Source organism: Xenorhabdus sp. Sc-CR9, from assembly GCF_963897815.1.
Lineage (GTDB): Bacteria > Pseudomonadota > Gammaproteobacteria > Enterobacterales > Enterobacteriaceae > Xenorhabdus.
On sequence record NZ_CAWQTY010000178.1, the window covers coordinates 12,225 to 39,200 of the forward strand.

The 26,976-nt window shown below is 41.7% G+C and carries 20 protein-coding genes; 4 read left to right on the plus strand and 16 right to left on the minus strand.

Going from position 1 to position 26,976, the window contains the following annotated elements:
- Positions 1–152: 152 nt before the first annotated feature.
- Complete coding sequence (locus tag AACQ81_RS11030; RefSeq protein WP_237385353.1) at positions 153–998, minus strand: AraC family transcriptional regulator; 846 nt, start codon at positions 996–998, stop codon at positions 153–155.
- A 442-nt stretch (positions 999–1,440) separates the two neighbouring features.
- Here AACQ81_RS11030 and dapB point away from each other — a divergent pair, with 442 nt between their 5' ends.
- The 4 genes from dapB (at position 1,441) to AACQ81_RS11050 (ending at position 7,969) form a co-directional block, all read left to right on the plus strand.
- The gene (gene dapB, locus AACQ81_RS11035) at positions 1,441–2,262 is read left to right on the plus strand and encodes a 4-hydroxy-tetrahydrodipicolinate reductase (protein ID WP_237385354.1); all 822 of its coding nucleotides are present in this window, start codon (positions 1,441–1,443) and stop codon (positions 2,260–2,262) included.
- A 436-nt stretch (positions 2,263–2,698) separates the two neighbouring features.
- Positions 2,699–3,865, plus strand: coding sequence for a glutamine-hydrolyzing carbamoyl-phosphate synthase small subunit (gene carA / locus AACQ81_RS11040; protein WP_237385355.1), 1,167 nt, complete (start codon positions 2,699–2,701; stop codon positions 3,863–3,865).
- Positions 3,866–3,881: 16 nt separating this feature from the next.
- Positions 3,882–7,106 (plus strand): carbamoyl-phosphate synthase large subunit, encoded by a 3,225-nt coding sequence (gene carB, locus AACQ81_RS11045; protein ID WP_237385356.1) that lies wholly within the window; start codon positions 3,882–3,884, stop codon positions 7,104–7,106.
- Between the two features lie 254 nt (positions 7,107–7,360).
- Positions 7,361–7,969, plus strand: a complete 609-nt coding sequence (locus tag AACQ81_RS11050) for a tyrosine-type DNA invertase (protein WP_272902966.1) — start codon at positions 7,361–7,363, stop codon at positions 7,967–7,969.
- Positions 7,970–8,406: 437 nt separating this feature from the next.
- Here the strand turns inward: AACQ81_RS11050 and AACQ81_RS11055 are convergent, their stop codons facing one another.
- The 15 genes from AACQ81_RS11055 to prfC all read right to left on the minus strand — a co-directional run bounded on the left by AACQ81_RS11055 (position 8,407) and on the right by prfC (position 26,652).
- Positions 8,407–8,646, minus strand: coding sequence for a helix-turn-helix domain-containing protein (locus AACQ81_RS11055; protein ID WP_443089510.1), 240 nt, complete (start codon positions 8,644–8,646; stop codon positions 8,407–8,409).
- A 53-nt stretch (positions 8,647–8,699) separates the two neighbouring features.
- Positions 8,700–9,527 carry an MrpH family fimbial adhesin gene (locus AACQ81_RS11060; protein ID WP_237385358.1) on the minus strand — a complete coding sequence of 276 codons (828 nt, stop codon included), beginning with the start codon at positions 9,525–9,527 and terminating at the stop codon, positions 8,700–8,702.
- 65 nt (positions 9,528–9,592) lie between these two features.
- Positions 9,593–10,144, minus strand: a complete 552-nt coding sequence (locus AACQ81_RS11065) for a fimbrial protein (protein WP_237385359.1) — start codon at positions 10,142–10,144, stop codon at positions 9,593–9,595.
- Between the two features lie 117 nt (positions 10,145–10,261).
- Positions 10,262–11,020, minus strand: a complete 759-nt coding sequence (locus AACQ81_RS11070) for a fimbria/pilus periplasmic chaperone (RefSeq protein ID WP_237385360.1) — start codon at positions 11,018–11,020, stop codon at positions 10,262–10,264.
- A gap of 130 nt (positions 11,021–11,150) precedes the next feature.
- On the minus strand, positions 11,151–13,853 hold the full coding sequence (locus tag AACQ81_RS11075; RefSeq protein ID WP_237385456.1) for an outer membrane usher protein: 2,703 nt from the start codon (positions 13,851–13,853) through the stop codon (positions 11,151–11,153).
- 550 nt (positions 13,854–14,403) lie between these two features.
- Positions 14,404–14,958: a fimbrial protein gene (locus AACQ81_RS11080; RefSeq protein WP_237385361.1), complete on the minus strand. Its 555-nt coding sequence runs from the start codon at positions 14,956–14,958 to the stop codon at positions 14,404–14,406.
- 730 nt (positions 14,959–15,688) lie between these two features.
- Positions 15,689–16,405: a purine-nucleoside phosphorylase gene (deoD, locus tag AACQ81_RS11085; protein ID WP_237385362.1), complete on the minus strand. Its 717-nt coding sequence runs from the start codon at positions 16,403–16,405 to the stop codon at positions 15,689–15,691.
- A 76-nt stretch (positions 16,406–16,481) separates the two neighbouring features.
- Positions 16,482–17,705, minus strand: a complete 1,224-nt coding sequence (deoB, locus tag AACQ81_RS11090) for a phosphopentomutase (protein ID WP_237385363.1) — start codon at positions 17,703–17,705, stop codon at positions 16,482–16,484.
- Between the two features lie 78 nt (positions 17,706–17,783).
- Entirely contained in the window at positions 17,784–19,124 is a 1,341-nt protein-coding gene (gene deoA, locus AACQ81_RS11095) for a thymidine phosphorylase (protein WP_237385364.1), read from the minus strand.
- A gap of 84 nt (positions 19,125–19,208) precedes the next feature.
- Positions 19,209–19,988: a deoxyribose-phosphate aldolase gene (deoC, locus tag AACQ81_RS11100; RefSeq protein ID WP_237385365.1), complete on the minus strand. Its 780-nt coding sequence runs from the start codon at positions 19,986–19,988 to the stop codon at positions 19,209–19,211.
- 478 nt (positions 19,989–20,466) lie between these two features.
- Complete coding sequence (locus AACQ81_RS11105) at positions 20,467–21,732, minus strand: NupC/NupG family nucleoside CNT transporter (protein ID WP_237385457.1); 1,266 nt, start codon at positions 21,730–21,732, stop codon at positions 20,467–20,469.
- A 350-nt stretch (positions 21,733–22,082) separates the two neighbouring features.
- Positions 22,083–22,853 carry a TatD family hydrolase gene (locus AACQ81_RS11110; protein WP_237385366.1) on the minus strand — a complete coding sequence of 257 codons (771 nt, stop codon included), beginning with the start codon at positions 22,851–22,853 and terminating at the stop codon, positions 22,083–22,085.
- On the minus strand, positions 22,854–23,978 hold the full coding sequence (locus AACQ81_RS11115; RefSeq protein WP_237385367.1) for a patatin-like phospholipase family protein: 1,125 nt from the start codon (positions 23,976–23,978) through the stop codon (positions 22,854–22,856).
- 489 nt (positions 23,979–24,467) lie between these two features.
- Entirely contained in the window at positions 24,468–24,869 is a 402-nt protein-coding gene (locus AACQ81_RS11120; RefSeq protein ID WP_237385368.1) for a BON domain-containing protein, read from the minus strand.
- A gap of 193 nt (positions 24,870–25,062) precedes the next feature.
- Positions 25,063–26,652, minus strand: coding sequence for a peptide chain release factor 3 (gene prfC, locus AACQ81_RS11125; RefSeq protein WP_237385369.1), 1,590 nt, complete (start codon positions 26,650–26,652; stop codon positions 25,063–25,065).
- Positions 26,653–26,976: the final 324 nt, after the last annotated feature.

The following is a 26,976-nucleotide window of genomic DNA, read 5'->3' on the forward strand; positions in this document are numbered from 1 at the left end:
TTCCATAACATAATCTACATCAATAATTTGAAAGCTAGTCATTAGAAAAGCAGCTTACAAATAGTTAAAGCCGGAATATTGAATAAAATTGCGATTAAATAATTTGTTAATGCACTGATAAAATTATTTAGAGAGAAAATGTTTTAAAGAAGTTAATAAGATCTTTGCAAGGAACGTACAAACATACCGGGAGTAATACCCATTGCATTTTTAAAATGGCGGTTAAAATGGCTTTGATCTGAAAAACCACAGCGGATGGCAACATTCAATATGGAATTACCTTCAATCAATAACCTTCGCGCCATGCGTAAACGAGCTAAGATCAGGTAAACATGTGGGGTTACTCCTATGATTTTCTTGAATTGCCGCAAAAAATGCCACGGACTCAATTGTGCCATTTCCGCTAATTGATTGAGAGATATATCATTTTCTGCATAAGCATTAATATATTCTTTGATCACGAATATCTGTTTTTCTGCATCCGATAATTCCGGCCCAGTAATATATGTCTGACCATATCGCATGATTAACCAGGCAAGTGAAGAAAGCAGCATAGTTTCTTTGAGCAAAGTATTGCCATTCTGAACCAAGAGATTAAACGTCATACGCAACTGCTCGGATAAACCGGGATCGTGTACAACAGCAGAAGGAAACCAAGGGATTGAGCCACTTGCGTATTTAAAATCCCGTGACAACGAACGCAGTAATTCAGGTGATGGGTATATTGCCTGATATGACCATCCCGTTTGTACAGCAGAAGATCCTGTATGGATTTCATCTGCGTTGATCAGAATAATATCGCCTTTAGGTGCAATATACTCTATTCCTGTACGGTGGAAACGCTGGGCTCCTTCTTCTATAACACCGATACAAAAAGCTTCATGCACATGGCGGGAAAACACTTGATTATGGTATTTTGCCCTGAGCATCTCCAATCCATTAAATTCTTTCAGATGAAAGAAATGGGTACTTTCTTTTACATTTTCCTGCTTAGCCATAAATAATCACCTATAGCCTTCGTCTTTCAGATTACCGCTCAAAATCCATTGGGTATCATTATAAATTGAAACCTATTCTTATACTGAAAGGAACTTAATAAAACAGTTACCTATTTTTGTATAAAATTGCTACTCAAATTGAAGTAAATGTGTTTTATAATTTATTGTCAAACTCTGAAATTTAACGATACATATAATAATATTGCACTATCAAATCTGATATACCCGTCATCTTTCAAATTGCTGCTTTGTTGGTTGCGTTCACTCACTCCGGTCACATAGTTAGAACTCTTAGCTGTTTAGTCCTTTTTATAATTTCCTGCCTGATCCCTGTTTTTCTAATTGTCTGACTATAAGACTGGTGCAGCCATCTCCTGACAGTTAAGCTGTAAAGCAATTTTCTTTGTTACCTCAGTTAAAAACGATTTACAGAGAGGGCCTTATGGCTGATACAGATATTCGCATTGCTATTGTTGGCGCGAGTGGGCGCATGGGACGCAATCTTATTCAGGCTGTCCAGCAATTGGATGGCGTTACACTTGGTGCAGCATTGGAACGTCCCGGTTCTTCATTGGTGGGAACTGATGCCGGAGAACTGGCGGGTATCGGTAAAAACGGGATAATTATCAATGATGACTTACACCATGTTATCGAACATTTTGATGTATTGATCGATTTTACCCGTCCAGAAGGTACATTAACTTATCTCGCTATTTGCCGACAATACCGCAAATCAATGGTCATTGGTACGACAGGTTTTGATGAGACCGGCAAACAGGCTATTGAAGACGCTTCCCGTGAAATTTCCATTGTTTTTGCCGCGAATTTTAGTGTCGGGGTCAATCTGGTACTAAAATTACTGGAAAAAGCTGCCACCGTGATGGGAGAGTATACTGATATTGAAATCATTGAAGCCCACCATCGCCATAAAGTTGATGCACCATCAGGAACCGCCCTTGCAATGGGTGAGTCCATTGCTAATGCGCTGGGCCGTGATCTCAAAACCTGTGCAGTCTATGCCCGCGAAGGCCATACCGGGGAACGTGATCCGAAAAGCATCGGATTTGCCACCATACGAGCCGGAGATATTGTTGGAGAACATACAGCGATTTTTGCAGATATTGGTGAGCGCATAGAGATTAGCCACAGGGCTTCCAGCCGTATGACCTTTGCTAATGGAGCTGTTAAGGCTTCAATGTGGTTAACGGATAGAAATAATGGGCTTTATAATATGAAAGATGTTCTAAATCTTGATGATATTTGATAAATAAAATATATAAGCCATTGTAAATGCAGTTGATTAAAACAATAAAATTGCAATTAAATGGCTTAAGAGTGATTTTATTTAAAAATCAAAGTTAATGCCTTTTTATATAGGATTGGAGTGTCTTTTTGTTGACTTATTTTCGATAAGTTAGAAAAAAAGCACATTTTTTTAATTTTAAAATTTTCTTTCATATTAATCGATTATTTATGCCTACTTTCCTTATTCTTTTCAGCTGCATTTGCTTGATTTAGGACTGAGCGCTATAAAAAAGTCAATGAAAATGCCATTTTTTGTAGACAATTCCACCTCTCATCATTAGAATGCGCGCAATTTGCCAAAATTTTAACAAAAATCACGATTAATATTGATTTTAAACATTAATCATGAATTAATATGCAATATGTACGACTGATTATTCATTCTGGAGGGCGTTTTGATTAAGTCAGCTATATTGGTTCTGGAAGATGGAACCCAATTTCACGGTCGCGCCATCGGTGCAGAAGGTGTGGCTGTTGGAGAAGTGGTCTTCAATACCTCAATGACCGGATATCAAGAAATACTTACCGACCCTTCCTATTCCCGCCAAATTGTTACTCTTACTTATCCCCATATTGGTAATGTCGGCATCAATGCTGCTGATGAAGAATCTCCCGCCATCCAAGCCCAAGGCCTCGTTATTCGTGATTTACCTTTAGTGGCCAGCAACTTCCGCAGTGAAGAAAACCTGTCTGATTATCTGAAACGTCACAATATTGTTGCCATCGCTGATATCGATACACGCAAGCTGACCCGCCTGTTAAGAGAAAAAGGCACGCAGAATGGCTGTATCATCGCAGGTAATGAAGCAGGTGCCCAAGTTGAAGTTGCATTGGAAAAAGCAAAATCATTCCCGGGCTTGAAGGGCATGGATCTCGCGAAAGAAGTCACAGTGGCGCAAGCTTACCAGTGGATACAGGAAAGCTGGACATTGACAGATGGGCTGCCGGAAGCTCGCAAAGAACAAGAACTGCCTTACCATATTGTAGCCTATGATTTTGGTGTTAAACGTAACATCCTGCGTATGCTGGTAGATCGTGGCTGCCGCGTTACCGTTGTACCGGCAAAAACTTCCGCAGATGAAGTACTGAAAATGGCACCAGATGGCATTTTCCTGTCCAACGGCCCTGGTGACCCAGAACCATGTGACTATGCCATAGAAGCAATCAAAACCTTCCTGACTACCGACATTCCTGTATTTGGTATCTGTCTGGGTCATCAATTGTTGGCACTGGCCAGTGGCGCAAAAACCGTGAAAATGAAATTTGGTCATCACGGTGGTAACCATCCGGTTAAAGATCTGGATCTCAATGTTGTGATGATCACCGCACAGAACCACGGTTTCGCGGTTGATGAAGGCTCACTGCCAGCCAACCTGCGCGTAACGCATAAATCACTCTTCGACGGCACATTGCAAGGCATTCATCGCACCGACAAACCTGCATTCAGTTTTCAGGGGCACCCTGAAGCCAGCCCAGGCCCACATGAAACTGCCTCATTGTTCGATCACTTTATCGAATTAATTGAACAATATTGCCAGACCAACGCCCAGAACACTAAATAATCAGGAGAAGAAAAAAATGGCAAAACGTACTGATATTAAAAGTATCCTGATTTTAGGCGCTGGCCCGATTGTTATCGGTCAGGCTTGTGAATTTGACTACTCCGGTGCACAGGCCTGTAAGGCTCTGCGCGAAGAAGGCTATCGTGTCATTCTGGTGAACTCGAACCCAGCAACTATCATGACCGACCCTGAAATGGCAGATGCAACTTACATCGAGCCAATTCACTGGGAAGTCGTGCGCAAAATCATTGAAAAAGAACGCCCGGATGCAATCCTGCCAACCATGGGTGGGCAAACTGCCCTGAATTGCGCTTTGGAGCTGGAACGTCAGGGCGTGCTGACCGAATTCGGTGTGACCATGATTGGTGCCACTGCTGATGCGATTGATAAAGCAGAAGATCGCCAGCGTTTTGACAAGGCCATGAAAAAAATTGGTCTGGATACTGCCCGTTCTGGTATCGCACATACAATGGAAGAAGCATTGGCGGTGGCCGAAGATGTTGGTTTCCCTTGTATCATCCGCCCTTCTTTTACCATGGGCGGAACAGGTGGCGGTATCGCTTACAACCGTGAAGAATTTGAAGAAATCTGCGAACGCGGTTTAGATCTCTCCCCAACTAATGAACTGCTGATCGATGAATCCCTGATTGGTTGGAAAGAGTATGAAATGGAAGTGGTGCGAGATAAAAATGATAACTGCATCATCATCTGCTCCATTGAAAACTTCGACCCGATGGGTATTCATACCGGTGACTCCATCACTGTCGCACCTGCACAAACGCTGACTGATAAAGAATATCAGGTTATGCGTAACGCTTCTATGGCGGTATTGCGTGAAATCGGCGTTGAAACCGGTGGTTCAAACGTACAGTTTTCGGTGAACCCGAAAAATGGCCGCCTGATTGTCATTGAGATGAACCCACGTGTATCTCGTTCATCCGCGCTGGCTTCCAAAGCAACGGGTTTCCCAATTGCGAAAATTGCAGCAAAACTGGCGGTCGGCTATACCCTTGATGAATTGATGAATGACATCACAGGCGGACGTACCCCGGCGTCTTTTGAACCATCCATCGACTATGTTGTGACGAAAATTCCTCGCTTCAACTTTGAAAAATTCGCGGGCAGCAATGATCGTCTGACCACTCAGATGAAATCTGTCGGTGAAGTGATGGCAATTGGTCGTACTTTCCAGGAGTCCTTGCAGAAAGCGCTGCGTGGTCTGGAAGTCGGGGCGACCGGATTCGATCCGAAAGTCAATTTGGATGATCCACAGTCACTGACCAAAATCCGCAGTGAACTGAAAAGTGCAGGAGCTGAGCGTATTTGGTATGTTGCTGATGCTTTCCGTGCGGGAATGTCCGTTGATGGTATCTTCAATCTGACGAATATCGATCGCTGGTTCCTGGTGCAAATTGAAGAGTTGATTCGTCTGGAAGAACAAGTTGCAGAGCAAGGCGTAAACGGCCTGACTTTTGATTTCCTGCGCCACCTCAAGCGCAAAGGTTTTGCCGATGCACATTTGGCAAAACTCGTGGGAATTTCTGGTAAAGAAATCCGCAAGCTGCGTCATGATTACAAGCTGTACCCTGTTTATAAGCGTGTTGATACCTGTGCGGCAGAATTCGCCACCGATACTGCTTACATGTATTCCACATACGAAGATGAATGTGAAGCGAACCCGAATAACGACAAGCCAAAAATCATGGTATTGGGCGGTGGTCCTAACCGTATCGGACAAGGCATTGAATTCGATTACTGTTGTGTACATGCTTCGCTGGCTCTGCGTCAAGATGGTTATGAAACCATCATGGTGAACTGTAATCCAGAAACTGTTTCAACAGATTATGATACTTCCGACCGTCTTTACTTTGAGCCTGTCACACTGGAAGACGTACTGGAAATCGTGCGTGTTGAACAACCAAAAGGCGTTATCGTTCAGTATGGCGGGCAGACTCCGCTGAAGCTGGCACGTGAGCTGGAAGCGGCGGGTGTACCCATTATCGGCACCAGCCCTGACGCGATTGATCGCGCAGAAGATCGCGAACGTTTCCAACAAGCTGTTAACCGTCTTGGCCTGAAACAGCCGGCTAACGCGACGGTCAGCACTATCGAACAAGCGGTTGAAAAAGGTAATGCAATTGGCTATCCGCTGGTTGTTCGCCCATCTTATGTATTGGGTGGACGCGCGATGGAAATCGTATATGACGAATCTGACTTGCGCCGTTACTTCCAGACTGCGGTAAGTGTATCCAACGATGCACCGGTTCTGCTGGATCGCTTCCTTGATGATGCCGTTGAAGTAGACGTTGATGCTATCTGTGACGGTGAACGCGTTCTGATCGGCGGCATCATGGAACATATTGAGCAAGCGGGTGTCCACTCCGGTGATTCTGCCTGTTCTCTGCCAGCTTATACTCTAAGCAGAGAAATTCAGGATGTTATGCGTCAGCAAGTTGAAAAACTGGCTTTTGAACTGCGTGTCCGTGGTTTAATGAACGTCCAATTTGCGGTGAAAGATAACGAAGTCTACCTGATTGAAGTGAATCCACGTGCGGCACGTACTGTACCATTCGTATCCAAAGCAACGGGGCTGCCGCTGGCAAAAGTGGCTGCACGCGTGATGGCAGGCCAATCTCTGCTTCAACAGGGCGCAACTAAGGAAATCATTCCACCTTATTACTCCGTGAAAGAAGTTGTATTGCCATTCAATAAATTCCCGGGGGTTGACCCGATTCTGGGACCAGAAATGCGTTCTACAGGTGAAGTGATGGGTGTTGGTCGTACCTTTGCTGAAGCTTTCTCAAAAGCAATGCTGGGCAGTAACTCTACCATGAGCAAACAAGGCCGTGCATTGCTGTCTGTTCGCGAGGAAGATAAAGGACGCATCGTCGATTTAGCGGCTAAGTTACTTAAACAAGGCTTTGAGCTGGATGCGACTCACGGTACAGCGATTGTATTAGGTGAAGCGGGAATCAACCCACGCCTGGTGAATAAAGTTTACGAAGGGCGTCCACATATTCAGGACAGAATCAAAAACGGTGAATATGACTATATCGTCAATACCACCGCCGGTCGTCAGGCGATTGAAGATTCAAAACTGCTGCGTCGCAGTGCACTACAATATAAAGTGCATTATGACACAACGCTGAATGGGGGTTTTGCAACAACTATGGCATTGAGTGCAGATCCTACTGAGCGGGTTATTTCTGTACAGGAAATGCATGCCAAGATTGTGAAATAAATTGAACAGATAAGATACCTTCTGTTTTAACGGTATTTCCCTGAAAAAACGGCTTCCCCAAAGTTGGAAATCCAACGAATAAGGAAGCCGTTTCATTTTATATCTAAAGGATTTCGAGTTGCAGCTTAAAAGGCGAAGAGGAGATGTTTTGCTTATTAATGATGCTTAACATTGAACTATGTGAATAATCAGCGACAATAATAATAGGTATCTTTGATAATCATCAGGAGTCAAATACTGTGTCAAACATTATATTGAAACGTAAATATTTAACCCACTCGGAAATTGAAACCTTGCTCCAAGAGTTGGAGAAACATCCTCATTCTGATCGTAATACCTGTATGATATTCATGGGTTTTATTCATGGATTCCGGGTGTCAGAGTTGCTCGGATTAACACTTTCCGATGTGGATCTAGAAGGGAAAAAGCTACGTATACAACGCCTGAAAAATGGTTTTTCCACAATTCACCCAATGGTAGCCCGAGAAATTCAACTCATACGAAAATGGCTTTCCCTGCGCCAACGCTATAAAAATAGTGATCAGAGTGAGTGGCTATTCTTGTCGAGAACAGGAACACGTATGTCACGCCAGCAATTTTACAAAATTATTCGACAAACGAGTTTAAAAGCTGATTTAGCAGTTTGCGCGAATCCGCACATGCTGAGGCATTCTTGTGGCTACGCATTGGCAGACAATGGAGTGGATACTCGTTTGATTCAAGACTATTTAGGCCACCGCAATATTCGTCACACTGTCCGCTATACCGCGAGTAATGCGGGTCGTTTTGAGACGATATGGCAAGAAAAAGGAAAACGAAAATTGTCTACAATTAGTACCAAACTGTTAACCCAAGATGATTAACCTTAATTTTGATATTATATTAGTTAATTATCCCAACATAATTAATGGGTTTGATTTATATAACTTTCGATGTCGCACAATTTAAATTTATTCTTAACTGGATGATAAAAGGAAAAAACTATGATGAGGAAAAAACAGGATATGCTTTTCCGATAGAAGAGGTGTTTTTTAAGAATTAATCAAACAGTTATATTGATTTTTTCGAATAAAGAGAAGGTTAATGGAGGCGAAAAAATGGAATAATTTATTGGTTAACAGTTTGGTACTAAATGTTAACCATTTGATGCGTTATTATCTTATGTTTCCTAATGGATATTTAATGAAAAAGCCATTCCTTTTCAGGAGTGGCTTGAATTGCTGCTATATTAATCTTTTTTTCTGTTCGATATCAATATATGTCTGGTGCAATCTATATTGGATACAATATATCTTAGATACTATAAACCTAATATTGTTTCCGCTACACAGGAATATTGATTATTCATTTGAACTTTAGGGGGTGTAAAGCAATCCTCTAAAAACCAGTCGGCAGGGGTATTCAAAGCAATAGCAATAGAGACCAGATGTTCCAGACTAATTTTATTGGTTCCGCGTTCATAACGTGACAATTGCTGATGGCTCACTCCAATTTTGTCTGCCAGCTCTGCTGCTGTCACTCCAATGTCTTTTCTTTTCATTTGGATTCTTTTTCCTACCAGCATACTGACGTGCATAATATTTTACTCTCAGTTTAATTATAACGTAATAAAATGATTGCAGTTCCTTCATATTTACCTGCTTTGGGTTGTGAAAGTGCATGTAACTGTGATGTCAGCGTAAAACTCTTGGGAACAAAACCTTTTTCTACAAAAATACGCGCTCCTTTTAATCCTTCTTTATCCTCAACCTTCAATGTGGAATAAAGTTGTTGTTCGGAATCTAAATATATTTTTGCTTGTCGGTCTTTTGACATGCCTAATACTGTTATTTCTCCAGCAAGATTACATTTGACATCTCCAGTGGTCTGACGGGTAGCATTATTTACTTCTGAAGCTGTTAGCTCCCCGTACGAAATTTCAGCAGGGACATGAATGGAACAGGACTGTGTCGGTGGTGGTAATTTGCCACAAGTTGAACCAGGATACTGTCGTGCATTACCGAAACCGGGAAATGTATTTTCAGCATAAAACAACCCTACACACTCATAGTTTTTTGGCAGAATAGGAAATGTGGCCTGAAAAGGTAAAGAAAACTTGTTTTTATAAGCTCTCATTACGTCGGCAGTTGTCTTATATTGCTGTGCATCCGTCAAACATGAATTAGTATCGTTACAAGCCCCATGCATACCCGGAGCACCTTCATGATACAGAACATCAGGGCCAACATAACATTTTCTCGACTTATAACAAGGATTAGGAATACCTTCTTCCTCTGTCCAGGCAATTATTTCCAGGGTCACGTAAGTTTTATCCTTCTCGATACTAATCGGCATAACATAAGCCCCACCATAAACCTGTTTGGCACTTAATAAAAACAACAAGGCTATTAGTTTCAACAACGATTTTTTAATATGGCACATAACTTATTTTCCAAATGGCATCAAATTCTGGCTAAATATCGTAGATGAAAAACCAGTCAGCATGACTAGTCGTAATTAACTTCAAAAGTTGCAATTGCAGTAAATTCACCAATACCAATCTTTTTACTTTGAATAGCATTAGGCTCAGCTTGTACAAATGCCCGGAGTGGAATTACATTATTTTTACTATTGGCTAATAACTGGAATTCACTGGTTTTATTAAACGGCATTGGCGTACCATCAATTTTTTCCATTCCAATCGCTAAGCCAGCCAAACTAAATGCTAATAAACTCGGTAATTCTTTGCTTGTCTCACCTAAAAATTTAATTTTGAGTCTATTTGTAATGCGGGGATCACAATCCTCTAAATGCAAATTAAATTGCCGGCCTTCTGTACGATGTTTCAGATAAAGATCACTGTTAAGGATATTTCCAAAATCTACTTCCATATTTTGATCTTCTGTCTTAATAGAACATGTAGGGGCGAGTACAGTGAGCGTAATCCTGACATTTTGGAGCAGGTTATCGTTTGCATATGCGTTATGCTGGCTAGCAATGCCTAAAAGAAACAGTACCGACAATACATATCTGGATAGTTTGATATTTAACGAGTTCATTTCATTTACCCAACCTTATCCAACTACTTACCCAAAGAAGGCTTATACGACCCGGTTAGTTCTGGTTTAATGTCCTATCAAATTTTCAATTGATAAGACATCACCAAGGCAACCCGATCAGCTTTCATCAGTCACAACTTTTTTCACCACGCAATTATTGCCACTACAATTGAATGTTAACTGTGGACGTCCACCATAATCATTGACATAAGTCAGGACTGGTGAATTACCTAATGCATTAATTGTTATGCCAAGCTTTTCATTGCTTCTGGGTGCCAACATTAAAGGCTGAAATCCCTCGACACTATTTCCGTTCACTTTGTTCGATGCTTCTGAAATAGTGACGTAATAAGGTGTTGGGTTATTCACCACATATTGATTTCCTTCACGGATTAAAGTGAGTTTTTCCTGCCATGGATTATCAATATCAATACGATGTGCAATCACGGTTTTTGGGCGGTAGAACAACTTAATCCGTGTTTGTAAAGCAATTTGCAGCACATTCGGTTTCTCACTGCGTGGCGGAATTTCACGAATGTTAAAATAAAATAGACTTTCTTTGTCTTGTGGTAATTGAGCTATCGCTGGCAGTGTCTGAATTTTGACTTGACTCTTTTCTCCAGCTTCAACACGCTGTACTGGTGGAACAACTACAAGCGGACCATTGATCTTATTTCCTTGCTCATCTTCAATCCATGCCTGTGCTAAATAAGGCAAATCAAGATGCTGGTTTTCAATGTTCAGACTGACTGATTTCATCTCCCCATTAAAAATCACGCGGGTACGATCCAACGCTAGCGCTGCCATTGCTTGATTAATTGATGTCAAGCCCGTTACTGTTATGGCAGTTATCATTAGAATTTTTTTCAGTTTCATAGTGTCATTTGCTCATACTATAAAGAGGCTCATATTTATATTACTGAACCAGCTAATAACCGTACTTTTCATTTTAAAAAAACTATAATACTTTATTTAATAAAGATTTTTTTGATCAAATCATTACATTTTACTTACTATCACCCGTTAAAAATTGGCAAGGTAATAAAAGTGAAGATAAAGATTCTGCTGAAATTTCATCTGGTACCGTTATCTCACACTGTGCACTTCCATCCCAATGTATTGTCAGTTTTTCACCCTGATTCATTCCACTCAGGTAAGCAAATCCATCATCACTTAGAATCCCTATTTCCCGTTGGGCTGCATTCATGACAGATGCCCCAAAAGGAGGGAATGAACCATCAGGCAGACGAATAACCGTCATCGCTTTAATGCCTGATATCACCTGAAATTTGCGATAACCAATCGCGCCTTCTGTCAGTGTTGCTTGCTGCACAGAATGCAGTGCTTCCACATCATCTGGCAGGTTATTTAAGTCAATATGTGCCTTATTGCGATAATAGTGGTTCACATCTGTCAGCACTGCTTTTCCAAAGTGATTGGTATGTACCGCTGAACCGAATCCCCGGATAGGGACATTGCTGACACCTTCCGTATCCACCATCAGACGAGTCGCACCGGGCATATTGGTGCGATGTAGGGCAGCACCTTTTGCTGTTACAGTTATTCCACCTTGTAGACCAAGTGCAGCGGCAGTATTGCCACCATCCTGATAACTGGCACTGGCTGTCAGTAATGCTTTATTGCCATAATGGGTGTAATAGCCATCGGCTGATGCTCTGCCGCCAATAGTTGTACCCGCTGAAATGCGATAGTTATTGCGATCATCAATGCGATCAAAATACCCCACTGTATGCGCGTTGCCCTGACGATTAACCATCCCGTTATAACTGAGAGTAGCGCTTTCTCCCCATGGAATGGAAAGGTTCAGGTACATGCCGTCATCTTTTTTATTATCAAAATTGTTGCGGTAGGCTGATAAGTTGACGTTGATGTTTTTATACCGCCCAATATCCAGATATTTGGATAGAGAGATGTTATAGCGATTGTTCGTTGGTCGGTTCCAGTAGGTTTGATGACTATAGTTAAAATGGGCGCTAAGACTGATATCAGGGAATTGTTTATTGAAAATAATGGAATACAGTTCTTTTCCGCTATCAGAGGAAATATTGCGATAGCGGCGATCGATATACTGCCCCATGCTCATGAAATCACGTTCAGAAAAGCGATATCCGGCAAATGTCACTTGACTGTTGTATTCATCAAAACGTTTCGAATAACTGAGACGATAAGATCCACCTGTGAAGGTTTTATTCTCCCCTGATAGTTTTGCCCTTGATTCCGTCATGTCGAATGACAATGCACCAAACATCATCAAGTCACGGCCGATCCCCAATGACAAGGCGTTATAATTTCCCGCCGCCAAAAGACCACCATACAGTGACCAGCCGTTGTTAATACCCCAGGAGAATTCGCCCAGACCAAATGCAGGTCCTTCCCGGCGATGTTTATCATTGGTAGGTTGCCCACCAATAAATTTATATTGTACTCGTCCAGGACGTGTCAGATAAGGAATGGTCGCTGTGTTGACCTGAAATTGCTGTATACCCCCGTCTTGCTCTTCGACCCTGACATCCAGTGTTCCTGACACGGCATCTCTGAGATCCTGAATACGGAATGGACCGGAAGCAACCTGAGTTTCATAGATAACTCTTCCCTGCTGGCTGATCGTCACCTTAGCATTGGTTCTGGCAACACCGGTAACTTCAGGAGCATAACCACGTAAATTCGGTGGTAACATATTTTCATCAGTCACTAGACTGACGCCGGTATAGCGGAAACTATCGAAAATATTAGAGTTGAGGTAATCCTCTCCCAATGTTAATTTCGCTTCCAAACGTGGAATTGCACGATACATGTAGTAACGATTCCAATCCCAATCACGTTTTCTTTCACCAGAATGCCCTAATTTATTATCTTTGGATTTGAAGCGGTTATATCTGGCCTGCCAATCAGCCCGAAAGCGCCACGCCCCAGCATTCATACCCGCAACTCCGTTAGCACTGATCTGCTGGTTGTTTCTACCCTGAGCTGATTTGGATGTTTGTGCGTTTAAGTTGTAGTCAAACAACAAACCAGAAATCCCTTCATCCCAGCGCGAAGGAGGATCCCAGTCCGGTAAGTCATATTCCAGATAGATTTTAGGAACAACTAAATACAGTGTATAAGTAGCCAGTTCACCTCTGGCTGATATGCCTGGCAATGTATTGATATCAAGGCATTTTCCATCATTATGCCATCCCAATTTTTCTATCCATTCCCGTTTCAAAGTTATTTGCTTAACTAATTCAGGGGGTATACAGGCTTCACTAGCTTGTGGATCATCTTCTGGCGCAGTGAAATCAATAGAATACGTATCAGGAAATTCATTCTTATTCATCCGGACAGCCATAATATAATTACCTGGCATGATATAACCCGCACGTGCAAATTTCTCCAAATCAATACTGGAGCGTTCATTGATATCCAGCGCGTCTGTATTAAATTCAATCGATGGCTTAGAATAAGCCACTTGAATACCAGATAGCACAAACAGTAAAAAAGCAGAAAGAGGTTTAACTCCGAATGTTAAATGCCTTTTTTTTATTTTATTAATTATCTTTTTTTTATTAATCACCTTTTTTTTATTAAAGAAATTTTTTCTCTCACTGTTTGTTTTTCTATTAATGAATGAAAAACCATGATTCATAGAATCTGAAAACAAAGCCATAACATCCTCTGAACAATGAATCGTTAATAATCCAGTTTTAATTTATCCGCTATCTGATACTGCCGAGTTTATAAGCGTTAAGGTTTATCACCTAATGCATGGCATCATTAAAGTTCATCGATCTAAATTGAGGGCTTTGATCGATATTGGGGTTGCAGAGATAGTCACATGTCCTGATTATCCGTAATATATTACGTTCTCTGTCTATGCTTCGCTGGTTTTACCATACCGCGGGAAGTAGGGAAAACATGTCACCATTGGTAAGCCATTAAAAGTTATCTCAGTATGGAAAATTTTTTATTTTCCGGGTACAGCCAATAGAGAACACCGTAGGTAGATTAAATAAATAAAAAAGTATTTTAATTCACTCTATAGAGACAGCTCTTATTAATGGCACACTTTGCTAACTCAATTGCCAATAATATTGACATATATCAATAAAACAGTTCCTGTTACAGAATATTTTGATCACATTCTGAGTAGTGAATTAATCTCAGAAATACCCAAGATATATTATCAGGAAACCCAATATCAAGGCGAAAATGAGTTTCCTGATATACAACCTAAAAAAATTACCAGCTAATTTGCTATATTACAGATAGTTTAAAGAGAAGTTAGCAATAGCGGTGAAGTTACCTGGAACAACTAAGTTTTTGCCTTCGCTATCTTTGTCTGCGCTATCAGGTGCGTTAATACCTTGCAGGTAAGCTGCGAAATGCAGATCATTGTTACCTTCAGACAAAGACATCACGTCAGATTTAGTTCCCAAGCGGATGAGTTTGCCGGCTGCATTAGTGATAGCAATTGCAGCACCTTTTGCAGTTCCTTCAATACCCAACAGGTCTTGAGGACTTACACCATTGTTCCGTCCAGTGAAAGTCGTTTGCAAACCATTTTTAGTTTGATCAGTACAGTTTTCTAATTCAATTTTGAAGAAATGAGATTCTGAACGACCGCCATCTTTAAGGATATGGCTAGAAATTTGTCCCAGATTAACTTCAACGTTGTTATTTTTGATTGAGCAAGGTGCATCAATGATAGAACCAGTGAATTTCACTGTGCCACTACCTTGATTAACGGCATTTGCCGCACCAGCAGTTAAAGCTACACCAAAACCTAAAACTATCGCCAATTTGTTAAGTTTCATAATTTCACTTATGCCTTTAATTGTAAAATAGATACTAATAGCCAAAAGAAAGCCGAAGTACAGAAATTAATTTCTGACACTTAGGCGAATGATTATTTAGCTTTTTGACACGATTCATAAGTTGTCAAAATGAACCAAACCGCCAACGCGATACTAATACAGTAGAATATATTTTAAGTCAAATTTCAGCCAATAAAACTATTTATGTGCTTTAACGTCATATAAAATATGAGTTTTTATAAAAAACCACCTCTAAATAGCAGTATATTTTACTAAAATTTTTTTTATTTTCAGATTATTAAACTAAATTGTATCGAACGATGTTTAGTAGTTCAGAATCTTAATTGGCGTTGCTTTATTGCTCTATTTTATCATCCTGAAGGTAGAATTCATGATATTATATCGAAATAATAACAATATTTAGACTTTAATATTTAGTTAATTGATTAACTCAAAATAAAAATATTTAACAAGGCAAGATAATTGCCAAACTAATTATTGATACAAAATGCCAATTCTAAAAAATCATTTTGATTTTGTTAAATATATTATTTTCATTTACTTTTTGATCAAAAAATAAATGAATAAAACATCTGATTAAATAGATATGTGAACTCTATTTTTAAGAAAATACCTATAATTAATATATGATTGGCAAATAAAAAGCCCTTTCCAATATTGGAAAGGGCTTATCGCTTTTCTAATGAAATGCTAAAATTATTTACGCTTTTTAATTATCACCCAACAAAATGGATTCAAGCGCAATCTCGATCATGTTATTAAACGTCAGTTGGCGTTCTTCAGCCGTTATTTGTTCGCCAGTACGGATATGGTCAGAAACAGTACAAATAGTCAGTGCTTTTGCACCAAATTCAGCTGCCACACCGTAAATACCTGCCGCTTCCATTTCAACGCCCAGAATGCCGTATTTTTCCATTACGTCGAACATTTGTGGGTCTGGTGTATAGAACAAATCTACAGAGAAGATATTACCAACGCGAGCATCGATATTTTTAGCTTTAGCTGCATCAACCGCATTACGAACCAGTTCAAAGTCCGCAATTGCAGCGAAATCGTGATCTTTAAAACGCTGACGGTTTACTTTGGAATCGGTACATGCACCCATGCCAATCACAATATCACGGATTTTAACGTCTTCACTGACAGCACCACAGGAGCCAATACGAATGATTTTCTCAACACCAAATTCAGTGATCAGTTCTTTGGCGTAAATAGAACAGGATGGAATACCCATACCATGCCCCATAACAGAGATACGGCGACCTTTGTAAGTACCGGTGAAACCCAGCATACCGCGAACATTATTAACCTGACGGGCATCTTCCAAGAAAGTTTCCGCAATATATTTTGCACGCAGTGGATCGCCTGGCATTAAAACAACATCAGCAAAATCGCCCATCTCAGCATTAATATGTGGGGTGGCCATAAGTTTATTTCCTTGTTTTTATTACATATATGTAAATGGATAAAAATCGGGGGAAGCCAATTGGCTTCCCAAAAAATTAAAACATCGCTTTGCCGTAATCCATTGGTGATAGATTGAAATATTTTGCAACTGTCTGACCAATGTCAGCAAATGTTTCGCGATGCCCTAATGAACCGGGTTTAACTTTAGGTCCGTAAACCAGAACCGGAATATGTTCCCGAGTATGATCAGTACCTTCCCAAGTCGGGTCACAACCATGGTCAGCGGTAAAGATCAGAATGTCATCCTCTTTAACCAGTTTCAGCATTTCCGGCAGACGACGGTCAAATAATTCCAGTGCTGCCGCATAACCCGCTACATCACGGCGGTGGCCGTAAGAAGAGTCGAAATCAACAAAGTTGGTAAATACGATGGTGTTATCCCCTGCCTGCTCCATTTCGATCAGTGAAGCATCAAACAGAGCATCAATGCCCGTTGCCTTAACCTTTTTGGTGATACCCACGTTTGCATAAATGTCTGCAATCTTACCAATAGAAACCACTTCACCTTGTTTCTCATCAACCAATTTTTTCAGCATGGTTGGGGCAGGTGGTTCAACAGCCAAGTCATGACGGTTACCTGTACGCTGGAAGTTACCCGTTTTATCCCCGACAAATGGGCGGGCTATGACACGGCCAATGTTGTATTCACCAATATTCAGTTCTTCACGAGCGATTTCACACAGTTCATACAGGCGATCCAAACCGAATGACTCTTCATGGCAGGCAATCTGGAAAACAGAATCTGCAGAGGTATAGAAAATCGGTTTACCGGTTTTCATGTGTTCTTCACCCAGATTATCCAGAATCACGGTACCGGAAGAGTGACAGTTACCCAGATATCCCGGAAGGTTGGCACGCTCAACCAGTCTATCCAGTAATTCCTGCGGGAAACTGTTCTCTTCGTCCTGAAAATAGCCCCAGTCGAATAAAACAGGGACACCCGCAATTTCCCAGTGACCTGATGGCGTGTCTTTACCAGAAGAAAGTTCACTCGCATAACCATAGGCACCAATAATGTCGGCATCTTTATCCAAACCAATTGGAAAAGTTCCACAAGACTCTTCCATCGCCTTACCCAATCCCAAACGACTCAGGTTTGGCAGGTGCAATGGTCCTTTACGGCCGATATCAGCCTCACCACGGGCACATTGCTCTGCTATGTGCCCTAAAGTATTAGACCCCTCATCACCAAACTTTGCAGCATCTGCGCTTGCACCGATACCAAAGGAATCCAATACCATGATGAATGTACGTTTCATAATTTTCTCCTGCGTCAATTCACGCTATCAATGCGGAAACTGTCGGCTATTAAAATCTATTTTCGATTCTTATTTGGTTTATCCACTGATACGGCGATAAACCATCGGTGTGGCAGCTTTTGTTTCGTTTTTTTCTAAGGTCATTTTTTCCAAGACAAAAGCGTTACGCACAACTTCTGCGGCTTCATGCCAAGCATTTTCACTATTAGCATGAATCACTGCCAGAGGGGTATCTGCATTCACCTGCATATCCAGCGTAACAATATCACTCAGCCCCACACTGTAATTAATAGGATCAGTCGCTTTACGACGCCCTCCTCCCAATGCAACAACAGACATGCCCAACGCACGGGTATCCATTTCTGCAACTATGCCATTTTGCCCAGCCAATACTGGCTTACTAAATTCTGCTGTTGGCAGGTAACGGGCATAATTTTCGACAAAATCAGTCGGCCCTTTTTGTGCGGCCACCATACGACCAAATATTTCAGCCGCGTTGCCGTTGTCCAGCACCATTTGTAGTTTACGGCGTGCATCATCACGATCGATTGCCAGATTACCTAAAATTAACATTTCGGCAGACAGCGCCATTGTCACTTCAAATAACCGGGGATTACGGTATTCTCCTGTCAGAAATTGAACCGCTTCACGAACTTCCAGCGCGTTGCCCGTACTGGATGCCAGAACTTGGTTCATATCCGTCAGCAACGCGGTTGTTTTGCAGCCTGCGCCATTTGCTACCTTGACGATGGATTCAGCCAGTTGTTCCGATTGTTTGTAAGTTGGCATAAATGCCCCGGAACCTACTTTCACATCCATAACCAGTGCATCCAATCCTTCGGTCAATTTTTTACCTAAGATAGACGCAGTAATCAAAGGGATAGAATCAACAGTCGCAGTGATATCACGCGTTGCATAAAGATGTTTATCCGCAGGAGCCAATGAGCTGGTCTGTCCGATGATGGCAACACCCACATCCCGAATAATGTCACGGAAACGATGCTCATCAGGATAAATGTCAAAACCGGGGATGGATTCCAATTTATCCAGTGTTCCTCCGGTATGCCCTAAACCACGTCCAGAGATCATCGGTACATATCCTCCGCAAGCCGCCACCATCGGGCCAAGCATCAGGGATGTGACATCTCCTACACCGCCCGTCGAGTGCTTATCAACAATCGGGCCGGACAAATTCAATGCTTTCCAATTTAAAACTGTACCAGAATCACGTATTGCCAAAGTCAAGGCAACGCGTTCCTCCATTGTCATATCATGGAAATAAATAGTCATTGCCAGCGCAGCAATCTGCCCTTCAGAAACCGTATTATTACTGATTCCGTTAATAAAGAAACGGATCTCGTCTTCGCTCAGTGGATGACCATCACGCTTTTTGCGAATAATTTCCTGTGCCAAAAACAAAGCTACCTCCCAATCATTATTATTTGAAAAGAATGGCAGTAATGCACACTATTTTAGCGGGCATTTAATGAATTATTATTGATCTCAATAAACACTACTCTGCTTCTGGCTCTGGTGTCCAAGTGTGTTCAGCAAACTTTCCAATAAACTGGAAGCACCAAAACGGAAATGGCGAGAGTCAGCCCATTTGTCTCCCATAATGTGCTCAGCCAGAGCAAGATACTGTGCCGCTTCTTCGGCTGTGCGTACACCACCTGCGGGTTTAAAACCAACGTTGTCACCTACGCCCATATCGCGGATCACAGTTAACATGATTTCAGCACTCTCAAGTGTTGCATTAACGGGAACTTTCCCCGTTGAAGTTTTGATGAAATCCGCACCTGCTTTGATCGAGATTTCAGAGGCTTTGCGAATCAGTTCTGCTTCTTTTAATTCGCCTGTTTCAATAATCACTTTTAGCCAGACACCTGATTGAGCACAGGCAGTTTTGCAGGCTTTTACCAAATCGAAACCAATCTGTTCATGACCAGCCATCAATGCACGATAAGGAAAAACAACATCCACTTCATCAGCACCATAAGCGATGGCAGCACGAGTTTCAGCCAGTGCAATGTCAATATCATCATTACCGTGTGGGAAGTTGGTAACAGTGGCAATGCGGATATCGGGGGTTCCCTGTTCACGCAATACCTTGCGCGCCACAGGAATAAAACGCGGGTAGATACAGACGGCGGCTGTTTGTCCGGCAGGGCTGTTTGCCTGACGACAAAGTGCTGTCACTTTCTCATCTGTATCATCATCATTAAGCGTAGTTAAATCCATCAGACTCAGCGCGCGCTGGGCGGCGGCGGTTAAATCGGTCATAAAACTCTCCAACGGTATTATTATCGTGACTGAATCAGTTCACATCTTCTTTTGTACGATTATTTTGAACGAACGCGGTTATCTTTAACAGTCAACGTCCTTAACAATCAACATGTTCGTTTGTTGGCGAGCGGACTTAGTTCCTTGAAGAGGCTGCTACGATAATACACGATGCAACAACTGAATTCCTTCTCTCCGCACTATTTTTGTGCAATCTTTCTGCACTATACTGGCTTTCTTCTTGCATGACCCCACAGATATCAACTTGATTCATTAAGTCTTTGCATATCATTATTTGAACATGTAAATGTTCAATAATTAGTGCTTCAAATCACACTAATAAAATATGGCTTGCAAACGAAAACATTTTAATGTGAAAAAAGTCACATTAAATAGCGTTGGGAAAAACAAATGCAGGTGAGAAATCTCACCTGCATTCAATTTGATAACGCTTCCTGAGTGCTACGCTTCCTACGTTTTACAGAGAGAGGAAGAACCCAGCAATAGTTGCACTCATCAAGTTAGAGAGTGAGCCTGCCAATACAGCTTTCAAGCCGAAACGAGCAATATCGCCGCGACGGTTTGGTGCCATACCGCCCAAGCCGCCCAGAAGAATAGCCACAGAAGACAAGTTAGCGAAGCCACACAGAGCAAAGGAGATAATGGCTTTGGTATGTTCGGAAAGTACTTGCAGGCCTGCGGCCTGAACAACATTGTCAGGTTTCAGGTATTCACCAAAGTTCATGAATGCGACGAATTCATTGACTACCAGTTTCTGGCCGATGAAAGAGCCTGCAATAGTCGCTTCATGCCACGGAACCCCGATCAGATAAGCAATTGGTGCAAAAGCCCAGCCCAGTACCAGTTCCATGGATAATTGAGGATAATCGAACCAACCGCCGATACCGCCCAGGATACCGTTTAACAAAGCGATCAATGCGGTGAATGCCAACAACATTGCACCGACGTTCAGAGCCAATTGCATACCAGATGCTGCACCTGATGCGGCTGCATCGATGATATTTGCCGGACGCTCTTCTGCTGCAATCAGTGACATCGCATCAGTAGTGTCATGTGTTTCTTCGGTTTCAGGCACCATCAGTTTCGCAAACAGCAGACCACCCGGTGCCGCCATAAATGAAGCTGCAATCAGGTATTCCAATGGAACACCCATAGAGGCATAGCCCGCCAATACTGAACCCGCTACAGAGGCCAAGCCACCGCACATAACAGCGAACAGCTCAGATTGAGTCATGGTAGAAATATAAGGACGAACAACCAGAGGGGCTTCGGTTTGACCTACGAAAATATTCGCGGTTGCAGACAAAGATTCAGTCCGGGATGTTCCCAGTATTTTCTGCAAGCCACCACCCAAGATTTTGATGATAAGCTGCATAACGCCCATATAATAAAGCACGGCAATAAGTGAGGAGAAGAAAACAATTACCGGCAGAACACGCAGGGCAAAAACAAAACCACCGCCACCAAACAGTTCAAACATTTTGTCGGAAACCAATCCGCCAAAAATAAAGTCTGTTCCTTTCTGGCCATATCCAATCACATTGGAAACGCCTTCTGACATTCCTCCCAGAATGTCTTTACCAGCGGGTACATAAAGTACAAATGCCCCAATAGCAATCTGAATCAGGAAGGCGCCCAGGACAGTACGGATTTTAATAGCTCGATAGTTACTGGAGAAGAGTACTGCGATAAAAATCAGCACTGCCATCCCGACCAGGCTCATAAGGAGTTGCATTGGAAGAATCCCTGTTCACTGAATGAATAATAAAAAATATGTCAGTTTTTTTGTAATTTCCTACTGACATTGTGTGTGTGCTGATTATACCTAGTACTAAAAAGGAACAAGCAACTAACATCACAATTTAATACAGCAAAAAGTAATATAAAAACGAAAAATGAGATGCACATCACATAAAACCGCCTGGTTTCGGTGGGATTAGATAATTTAGCGGGAAAAAAGGTAAAAAAAAGAATAAATAAGCAGAGAATATAAGTTAAACATTATTAATGTTTAATGGAAGCCGATTATATAAAGCCACAGCTAAAAAACTCAATGAGTTTTGCCTATTAAAATCAGCCCAGTAAAAATAGTACTCTACTATTATGATAAATTTGATTGGCAATCTCATCCGGTGATTCTGTACGCAATTCACACAGTACTGAAAAAACTTGTGCAACTTTTTCAGGTCGATTGGGTTGGCCTTGGGATCCTGCCAGAGGCATATCAGGCGAATCAGTTTCCAACACTAATGATGACAAGGGTAGCTGTGAAATAGTATTACGTGTCTTTTGTGCTCTGTCATAAGTAATGGTTCCTCCTACGCCAATATAAAATCCCAGGCCAATAAAAGCCTTGGCTTGTGACAAGCTTCCTGCAAAACCATGAATCACACCAGTACGTGGCAATTTATGTTTTCGTAAAATTGCGGCCAATTGGTCATGACTTTTTCTGGAATGAAGTATCGCGGGTAAATCATACTGTTTGGCCAGCTTCAGCTGTGCTTCCAATACACTTTTTTGCATCTCAAACTGCGGTTCAGGCATATAAAGGTCTAGGCCTATCTCGCCTACCGCCACACATTTGGCGCTTTTTTTCTGTAACTGTTGGTTCAACTCATCCAAATGTGCATTTTGATGTTGACGGATATAAAGCGGGTGTAAACCGAACGCAGCATAAATTGAAGGATAAGCCTCTGCCAATGCAGCAACCCGCTGGAAATTTATTTGGCTTACCGTGGGCACGATAATTTTTTCTACACCCACTTTTCTGGCTTGTTCCAGACTTTTTATTTCATCGCCAGCAAAAGGCGAAAAATCAAAGTGGCAATGTGTATCAATAAACATCTAATTATCCAAATTATCCATCATGATCTGCTCTGTTGCCTGTGTGTTGTCTATCACATCAGAGGCAGGTGTCCCCACTATCAGAGGATTGGCGTGATTCAGGAAATGGTTCCGCCGAAAGCAGCTATGATTGACACTATCTGAATTTAATCCGCTGCGACATACACCATAGCTTTTACGTTCAATATGCCCAAATTTTCCGTCCACAAACGTATGCCCAATCGTTGCCAAAAAATATCGCCCGCAGCGTCTCCCCAAATGATAATCCTGATTCAATACACTAATTCGGCTTCCCAATGCCATTGTCGCCAATGGGGCTGGTGGATAGATTTCAAAGATCTGCACATCATCCGGTGGATTTTCGATAAATTTTTGCGTCCGGCGGTAACTGTTGGCATGGAGATTAACCATCTTAACCATTTTTTGCAGACTGCTGTCTTCCAACCAACGCTCCATACGCTTGAACCACTGGGGTGTATAGTAAAGCTGTGAAGGAACTGTCCTGATTACAACAATTGTATCCGCACCACGGAGATAGGCTTCTTGAACGGGTATCGCATCGCAAATACCTCCATCTTGATAAACAACATCATCAAGGGTAACGCCATTACGATAAAATCCCGGAATAGCGCTGGAAGCCTTCAATATGTCCATCCAATTTTTGTCATTAGGATGCAAATAATCAGGTTTAAAATTATCAGCACGACAGGCACACATGTAAAATTCACGTCCTGCATCAAATTGGCGTATCCCAACAGGGATATTAAGCGGTAATTGTTCGGATATGGTATCCATATACCAATCCAAATCGATTAGATGCCCACCACGAACAAAACGCAGGGGATTAAAAAAAGCGGGATCGGTTGTATAACGATTGATGATTTTACGTGCATAGCCTCGTTGACCACAAATATAAGCAGAAAGATTTTGAGCACCTGCCGACGTTCCGAGAAACAATTCAAACGGATTAAAACCAAGGCGAAGAAACTCATCTAAAACACCAGCAGTAAAAATACCTCTCTGACCACCACCTTCACAAACGAGAGCAATTTTCCCAGGTTTGATCTGCGAGTTATAAGCCAAAGGTTCTATATTACCCAGCGTTATTCGAATATGTTTCCCCACTATTCCCCCCTCTAAAAGCCAATAATAATATCAAAGCATAATACATTTGCTGAATATCATGAGTATATTGTTACATAAGTGATTAATTGGTTAACTTGTATTAAACACTTTATATTTAGAATCTTCTGCTCATACTTGCCTTACGCAGATCATGCTCTTTGGAGACAGAATATACGATGAGACGAATTTCCTGCTCAGGAGAAATCCCTATGCCATGAGTAAGTTTAGCAGGAGTCATTTTGTCGAGGACAACTATCAGCGCCATGGAAACAGCATCTCACCGATCCTTAAATATTTCTATTGTTTGTTGTAGCAATTTCTGAACCTATCGAGACTTGCCTAAATATTAATATTTATTAAGGAGGAAATATCATGTCTGAAGTCAGCCAAAGCCAGACCGGGGATTTATTGCATCGTTGGGCAATATGTCGCCTGAATGACAATAAAAAAAGAGTGGCTTACTATTAGCCACCCTTTTTAGAATGTCAGTTATTGCTTAATTTCTATAGTACTCTTAACAGATTTGACACCTTTCACGCCATGAGCAATTTCAGCAATTTCCGCTGCTTGATGTTTGTCTTTGACAAAACCAGAAAGATAAACAATGCCTTTTTCGGTTTTCACGGAAATTTCATTGCTATTTATTCCTTTGTGCTCCAGTAGCTTTCCTTTCACTTTTGCTGTGACAGCACTATCGTCTAAGTAAGCATCTGCATTCTGAAAAGTGTGATCTATTTTTTTCCCTGTATTGTCTATGGATTTATCGATTTTCTGCCCCTTACTTTCCTCTGTTTTTCCTGAAGAGGATTCGGTTGCCAGAGCATTACCAATAACAAGTACCGAGCCTAGAACAACAGCCAGTAGCGAATGTGCAAATTTGATATTTTTCATCCTACCACCTTTTTTAATATAAACTAGAACTGTACTAGAACAGTATGTCAATTAGACAGCGGCGATAAAATCAGCTTTACAAAAAATAACGAATATTTTCCTTAAAGCAGAGAGTTATTCTTAAATTGAAGAATAATACAGAGAATATATATTGAAAATTAAGGGCCAACAGGAGAGTTGACCCGGAAAAATATTAATGTTCCCGTGTCTTACGGAAATCAATGTCAGGATAGCGTTCACTGGTCAGGTTTAAATTAACCATCGTAGGTGCAATGTAGGTTAAGTTATCACCACCATCAAGAGCCAAGTTCTGCTCATTCTTACGCTTGAACTCTTCCAGTTTCTTCACATCGCTGCATTCTACCCAGCGGGCGGTAGAAACATTAACAGGCTCATACAGTGCTTCAACGTTGTATTCACTCTTCAAACGAGCAACAACAACATCAAACTGAAGTACACCGACTGCACCGACAATCAGGTCGTTATTCATCAACGGACGGAAGACCTGCACTGCTCCTTCTTCGGATAATTGAACCAGACCTTTCAGCAATTGCTTCTGTTTCAATGGATCACGTAAACGAATACGGCGGAACAGTTCTGGGGCAAAGTTAGGAATACCGGTAAATTTCAGCTCTTCACCTTGGGTAAAGGTATCTCCAATCTGGATCGTGCCATGATTGTGCAGACCGATAATGTCTCCCGGATAGGCATCCTCAACATGAGCGCGATCTCCTGCCATAAAAGTCAGGGCGTCAGAAATAACGACATCTTTCTTGATGCGCACTTGGCGCAGTTTCATGCCTTTTTCATATTTACCGGAAACAACACGCAAAAATGCCACACGGTCACGGTGTTTCGGGTCCATATTGGCCTGAATTTTGAAAACAAACCCAGTGAATTTTTCTTCACTTGCGGTGACTTTACGTGCGTCAGTCTGGCGAGGCATCGGAGTCGGAGCCCATTTAACAAGGCCATCCAACATATGATCAACACCAAAGTTACCCAATGCTGTACCAAAAAATACTGGTGTCAGTTCACCTTGTAAAAAAGCATCCTGATCAAATTCATGGGATGCACCCTTGACCAGTTCCAGCTCTTCACGCAATTGATTCGCCAGCTCTTCACCTATCGCCGCATCCAGTTCAGAATTATCCAGACCCTTGATAGTGCGGACTTCCTGAATTGTATGACCTTGACCAGATTGATACAGGTAAGTTTCATCAAGGTAAAGATGATAAACACCCTTGAAAGATTTACCGCAGCCAACAGGCCATGTAATCGGGCTACAGGCGATCTTCAGCTCGTTTTCCACTTCATCCATCAGTTCCATCGGATCACGGATATCACGATCGAGCTTGTTCATGAATGTCAGAATTGGCGTGTCACGCAGACGGGTAACTTCCATCAGCTTACGGGTACGATCCTCAACCCCTTTCGCGGCATCAATCACCATCAAACAACAGTCAACAGCGGTTAAAGTACGATAAGTATCTTCGGAGAAGTCTTCGTGTCCCGGGGTATCCAATAAGTTAACCAGACAATCTGCATAAGGGAACTGCATCACGGAAGTAGTAATCGAAATACCGCGCTGTTTTTCCATCTCCATCCAGTCTGATTTAGCGTGTTGGTTAGAACCACGGCCTTTTACCGTACCCGCTTTCTGGATTGCCTGTCCGAACAGTAATACTTTTTCGGTAATAGTGGTTTTACCCGCATCTGGGTGAGAAATGATTGCAAAGGTGCGCCGTTTAGCGACTTCTTGCAGAAATGGGGAATTTGACATCAATTGGGATCTTCTAGTTTATATACGGATTGATATCATTTAGGAAGCGGCCTCTGCTGGCCTCCGCCTTCAAATCCGTTGTGTTAATCGTAATTGGCGCTTATTTTCGCTGAACTTGGTACTATAAACAATCAATGATTGTCGGGCTATGTCTATAAATCGATTTTAGCAAAACTGGATATAGTAAAAAGAAATCACTCTCATACATTTCAACTAAACGCGAAAGCACTTTATCAATCGTTGCGCGGGCTCCCAAAGCTAAAAAAGACTCGCTAGTGAATAATTCACCTGATTTATAACCTTTAAATACGCTGCTTCATTGAT

Coding starts and splice junctions, on each gene's coding strand:
- AACQ81_RS11030 (WP_237385353.1), bottom strand. CDS start 998: ATGGCTAAGCAGGAAAATGTAAAAGAAAGTACCCATTTCTTTCATCTG.
- dapB (WP_237385354.1), top strand. CDS start 1,441: ATGGCTGATACAGATATTCGCATTGCTATTGTTGGCGCGAGTGGGCGC.
- carB (WP_237385356.1), top strand. CDS start 3,882: ATGGCAAAACGTACTGATATTAAAAGTATCCTGATTTTAGGCGCTGGC.
- AACQ81_RS11055 (WP_443089510.1), bottom strand. CDS start 8,646: ATGAAAAGAAAAGACATTGGAGTGACAGCAGCAGAGCTGGCAGACAAA.
- AACQ81_RS11060 (WP_237385358.1), bottom strand. CDS start 9,527: ATGTGCCATATTAAAAAATCGTTGTTGAAACTAATAGCCTTGTTGTTT.
- AACQ81_RS11065 (WP_237385359.1), bottom strand. CDS start 10,144: ATGAACTCGTTAAATATCAAACTATCCAGATATGTATTGTCGGTACTG.
- AACQ81_RS11070 (WP_237385360.1), bottom strand. CDS start 11,020: ATGAAACTGAAAAAAATTCTAATGATAACTGCCATAACAGTAACGGGC.
- AACQ81_RS11080 (WP_237385361.1), bottom strand. CDS start 14,958: ATGAAACTTAACAAATTGGCGATAGTTTTAGGTTTTGGTGTAGCTTTA.
- deoD (WP_237385362.1), bottom strand. CDS start 16,405: ATGGCCACCCCACATATTAATGCTGAGATGGGCGATTTTGCTGATGTT.
- deoB (WP_237385363.1), bottom strand. CDS start 17,705: ATGAAACGTACATTCATCATGGTATTGGATTCCTTTGGTATCGGTGCA.
- deoC (WP_237385365.1), bottom strand. CDS start 19,988: ATGACCGATTTAACCGCCGCCGCCCAGCGCGCGCTGAGTCTGATGGAT.
- AACQ81_RS11105 (WP_237385457.1), bottom strand. CDS start 21,732: ATGAGCCTGGTCGGGATGGCAGTGCTGATTTTTATCGCAGTACTCTTC.
- AACQ81_RS11110 (WP_237385366.1), bottom strand. CDS start 22,853: ATGTTTATTGATACACATTGCCACTTTGATTTTTCGCCTTTTGCTGGC.
- AACQ81_RS11120 (WP_237385368.1), bottom strand. CDS start 24,869: ATGAAAAATATCAAATTTGCACATTCGCTACTGGCTGTTGTTCTAGGC.
- prfC (WP_237385369.1), bottom strand. CDS start 26,652: ATGTCAAATTCCCCATTTCTGCAAGAAGTCGCTAAACGGCGCACCTTT.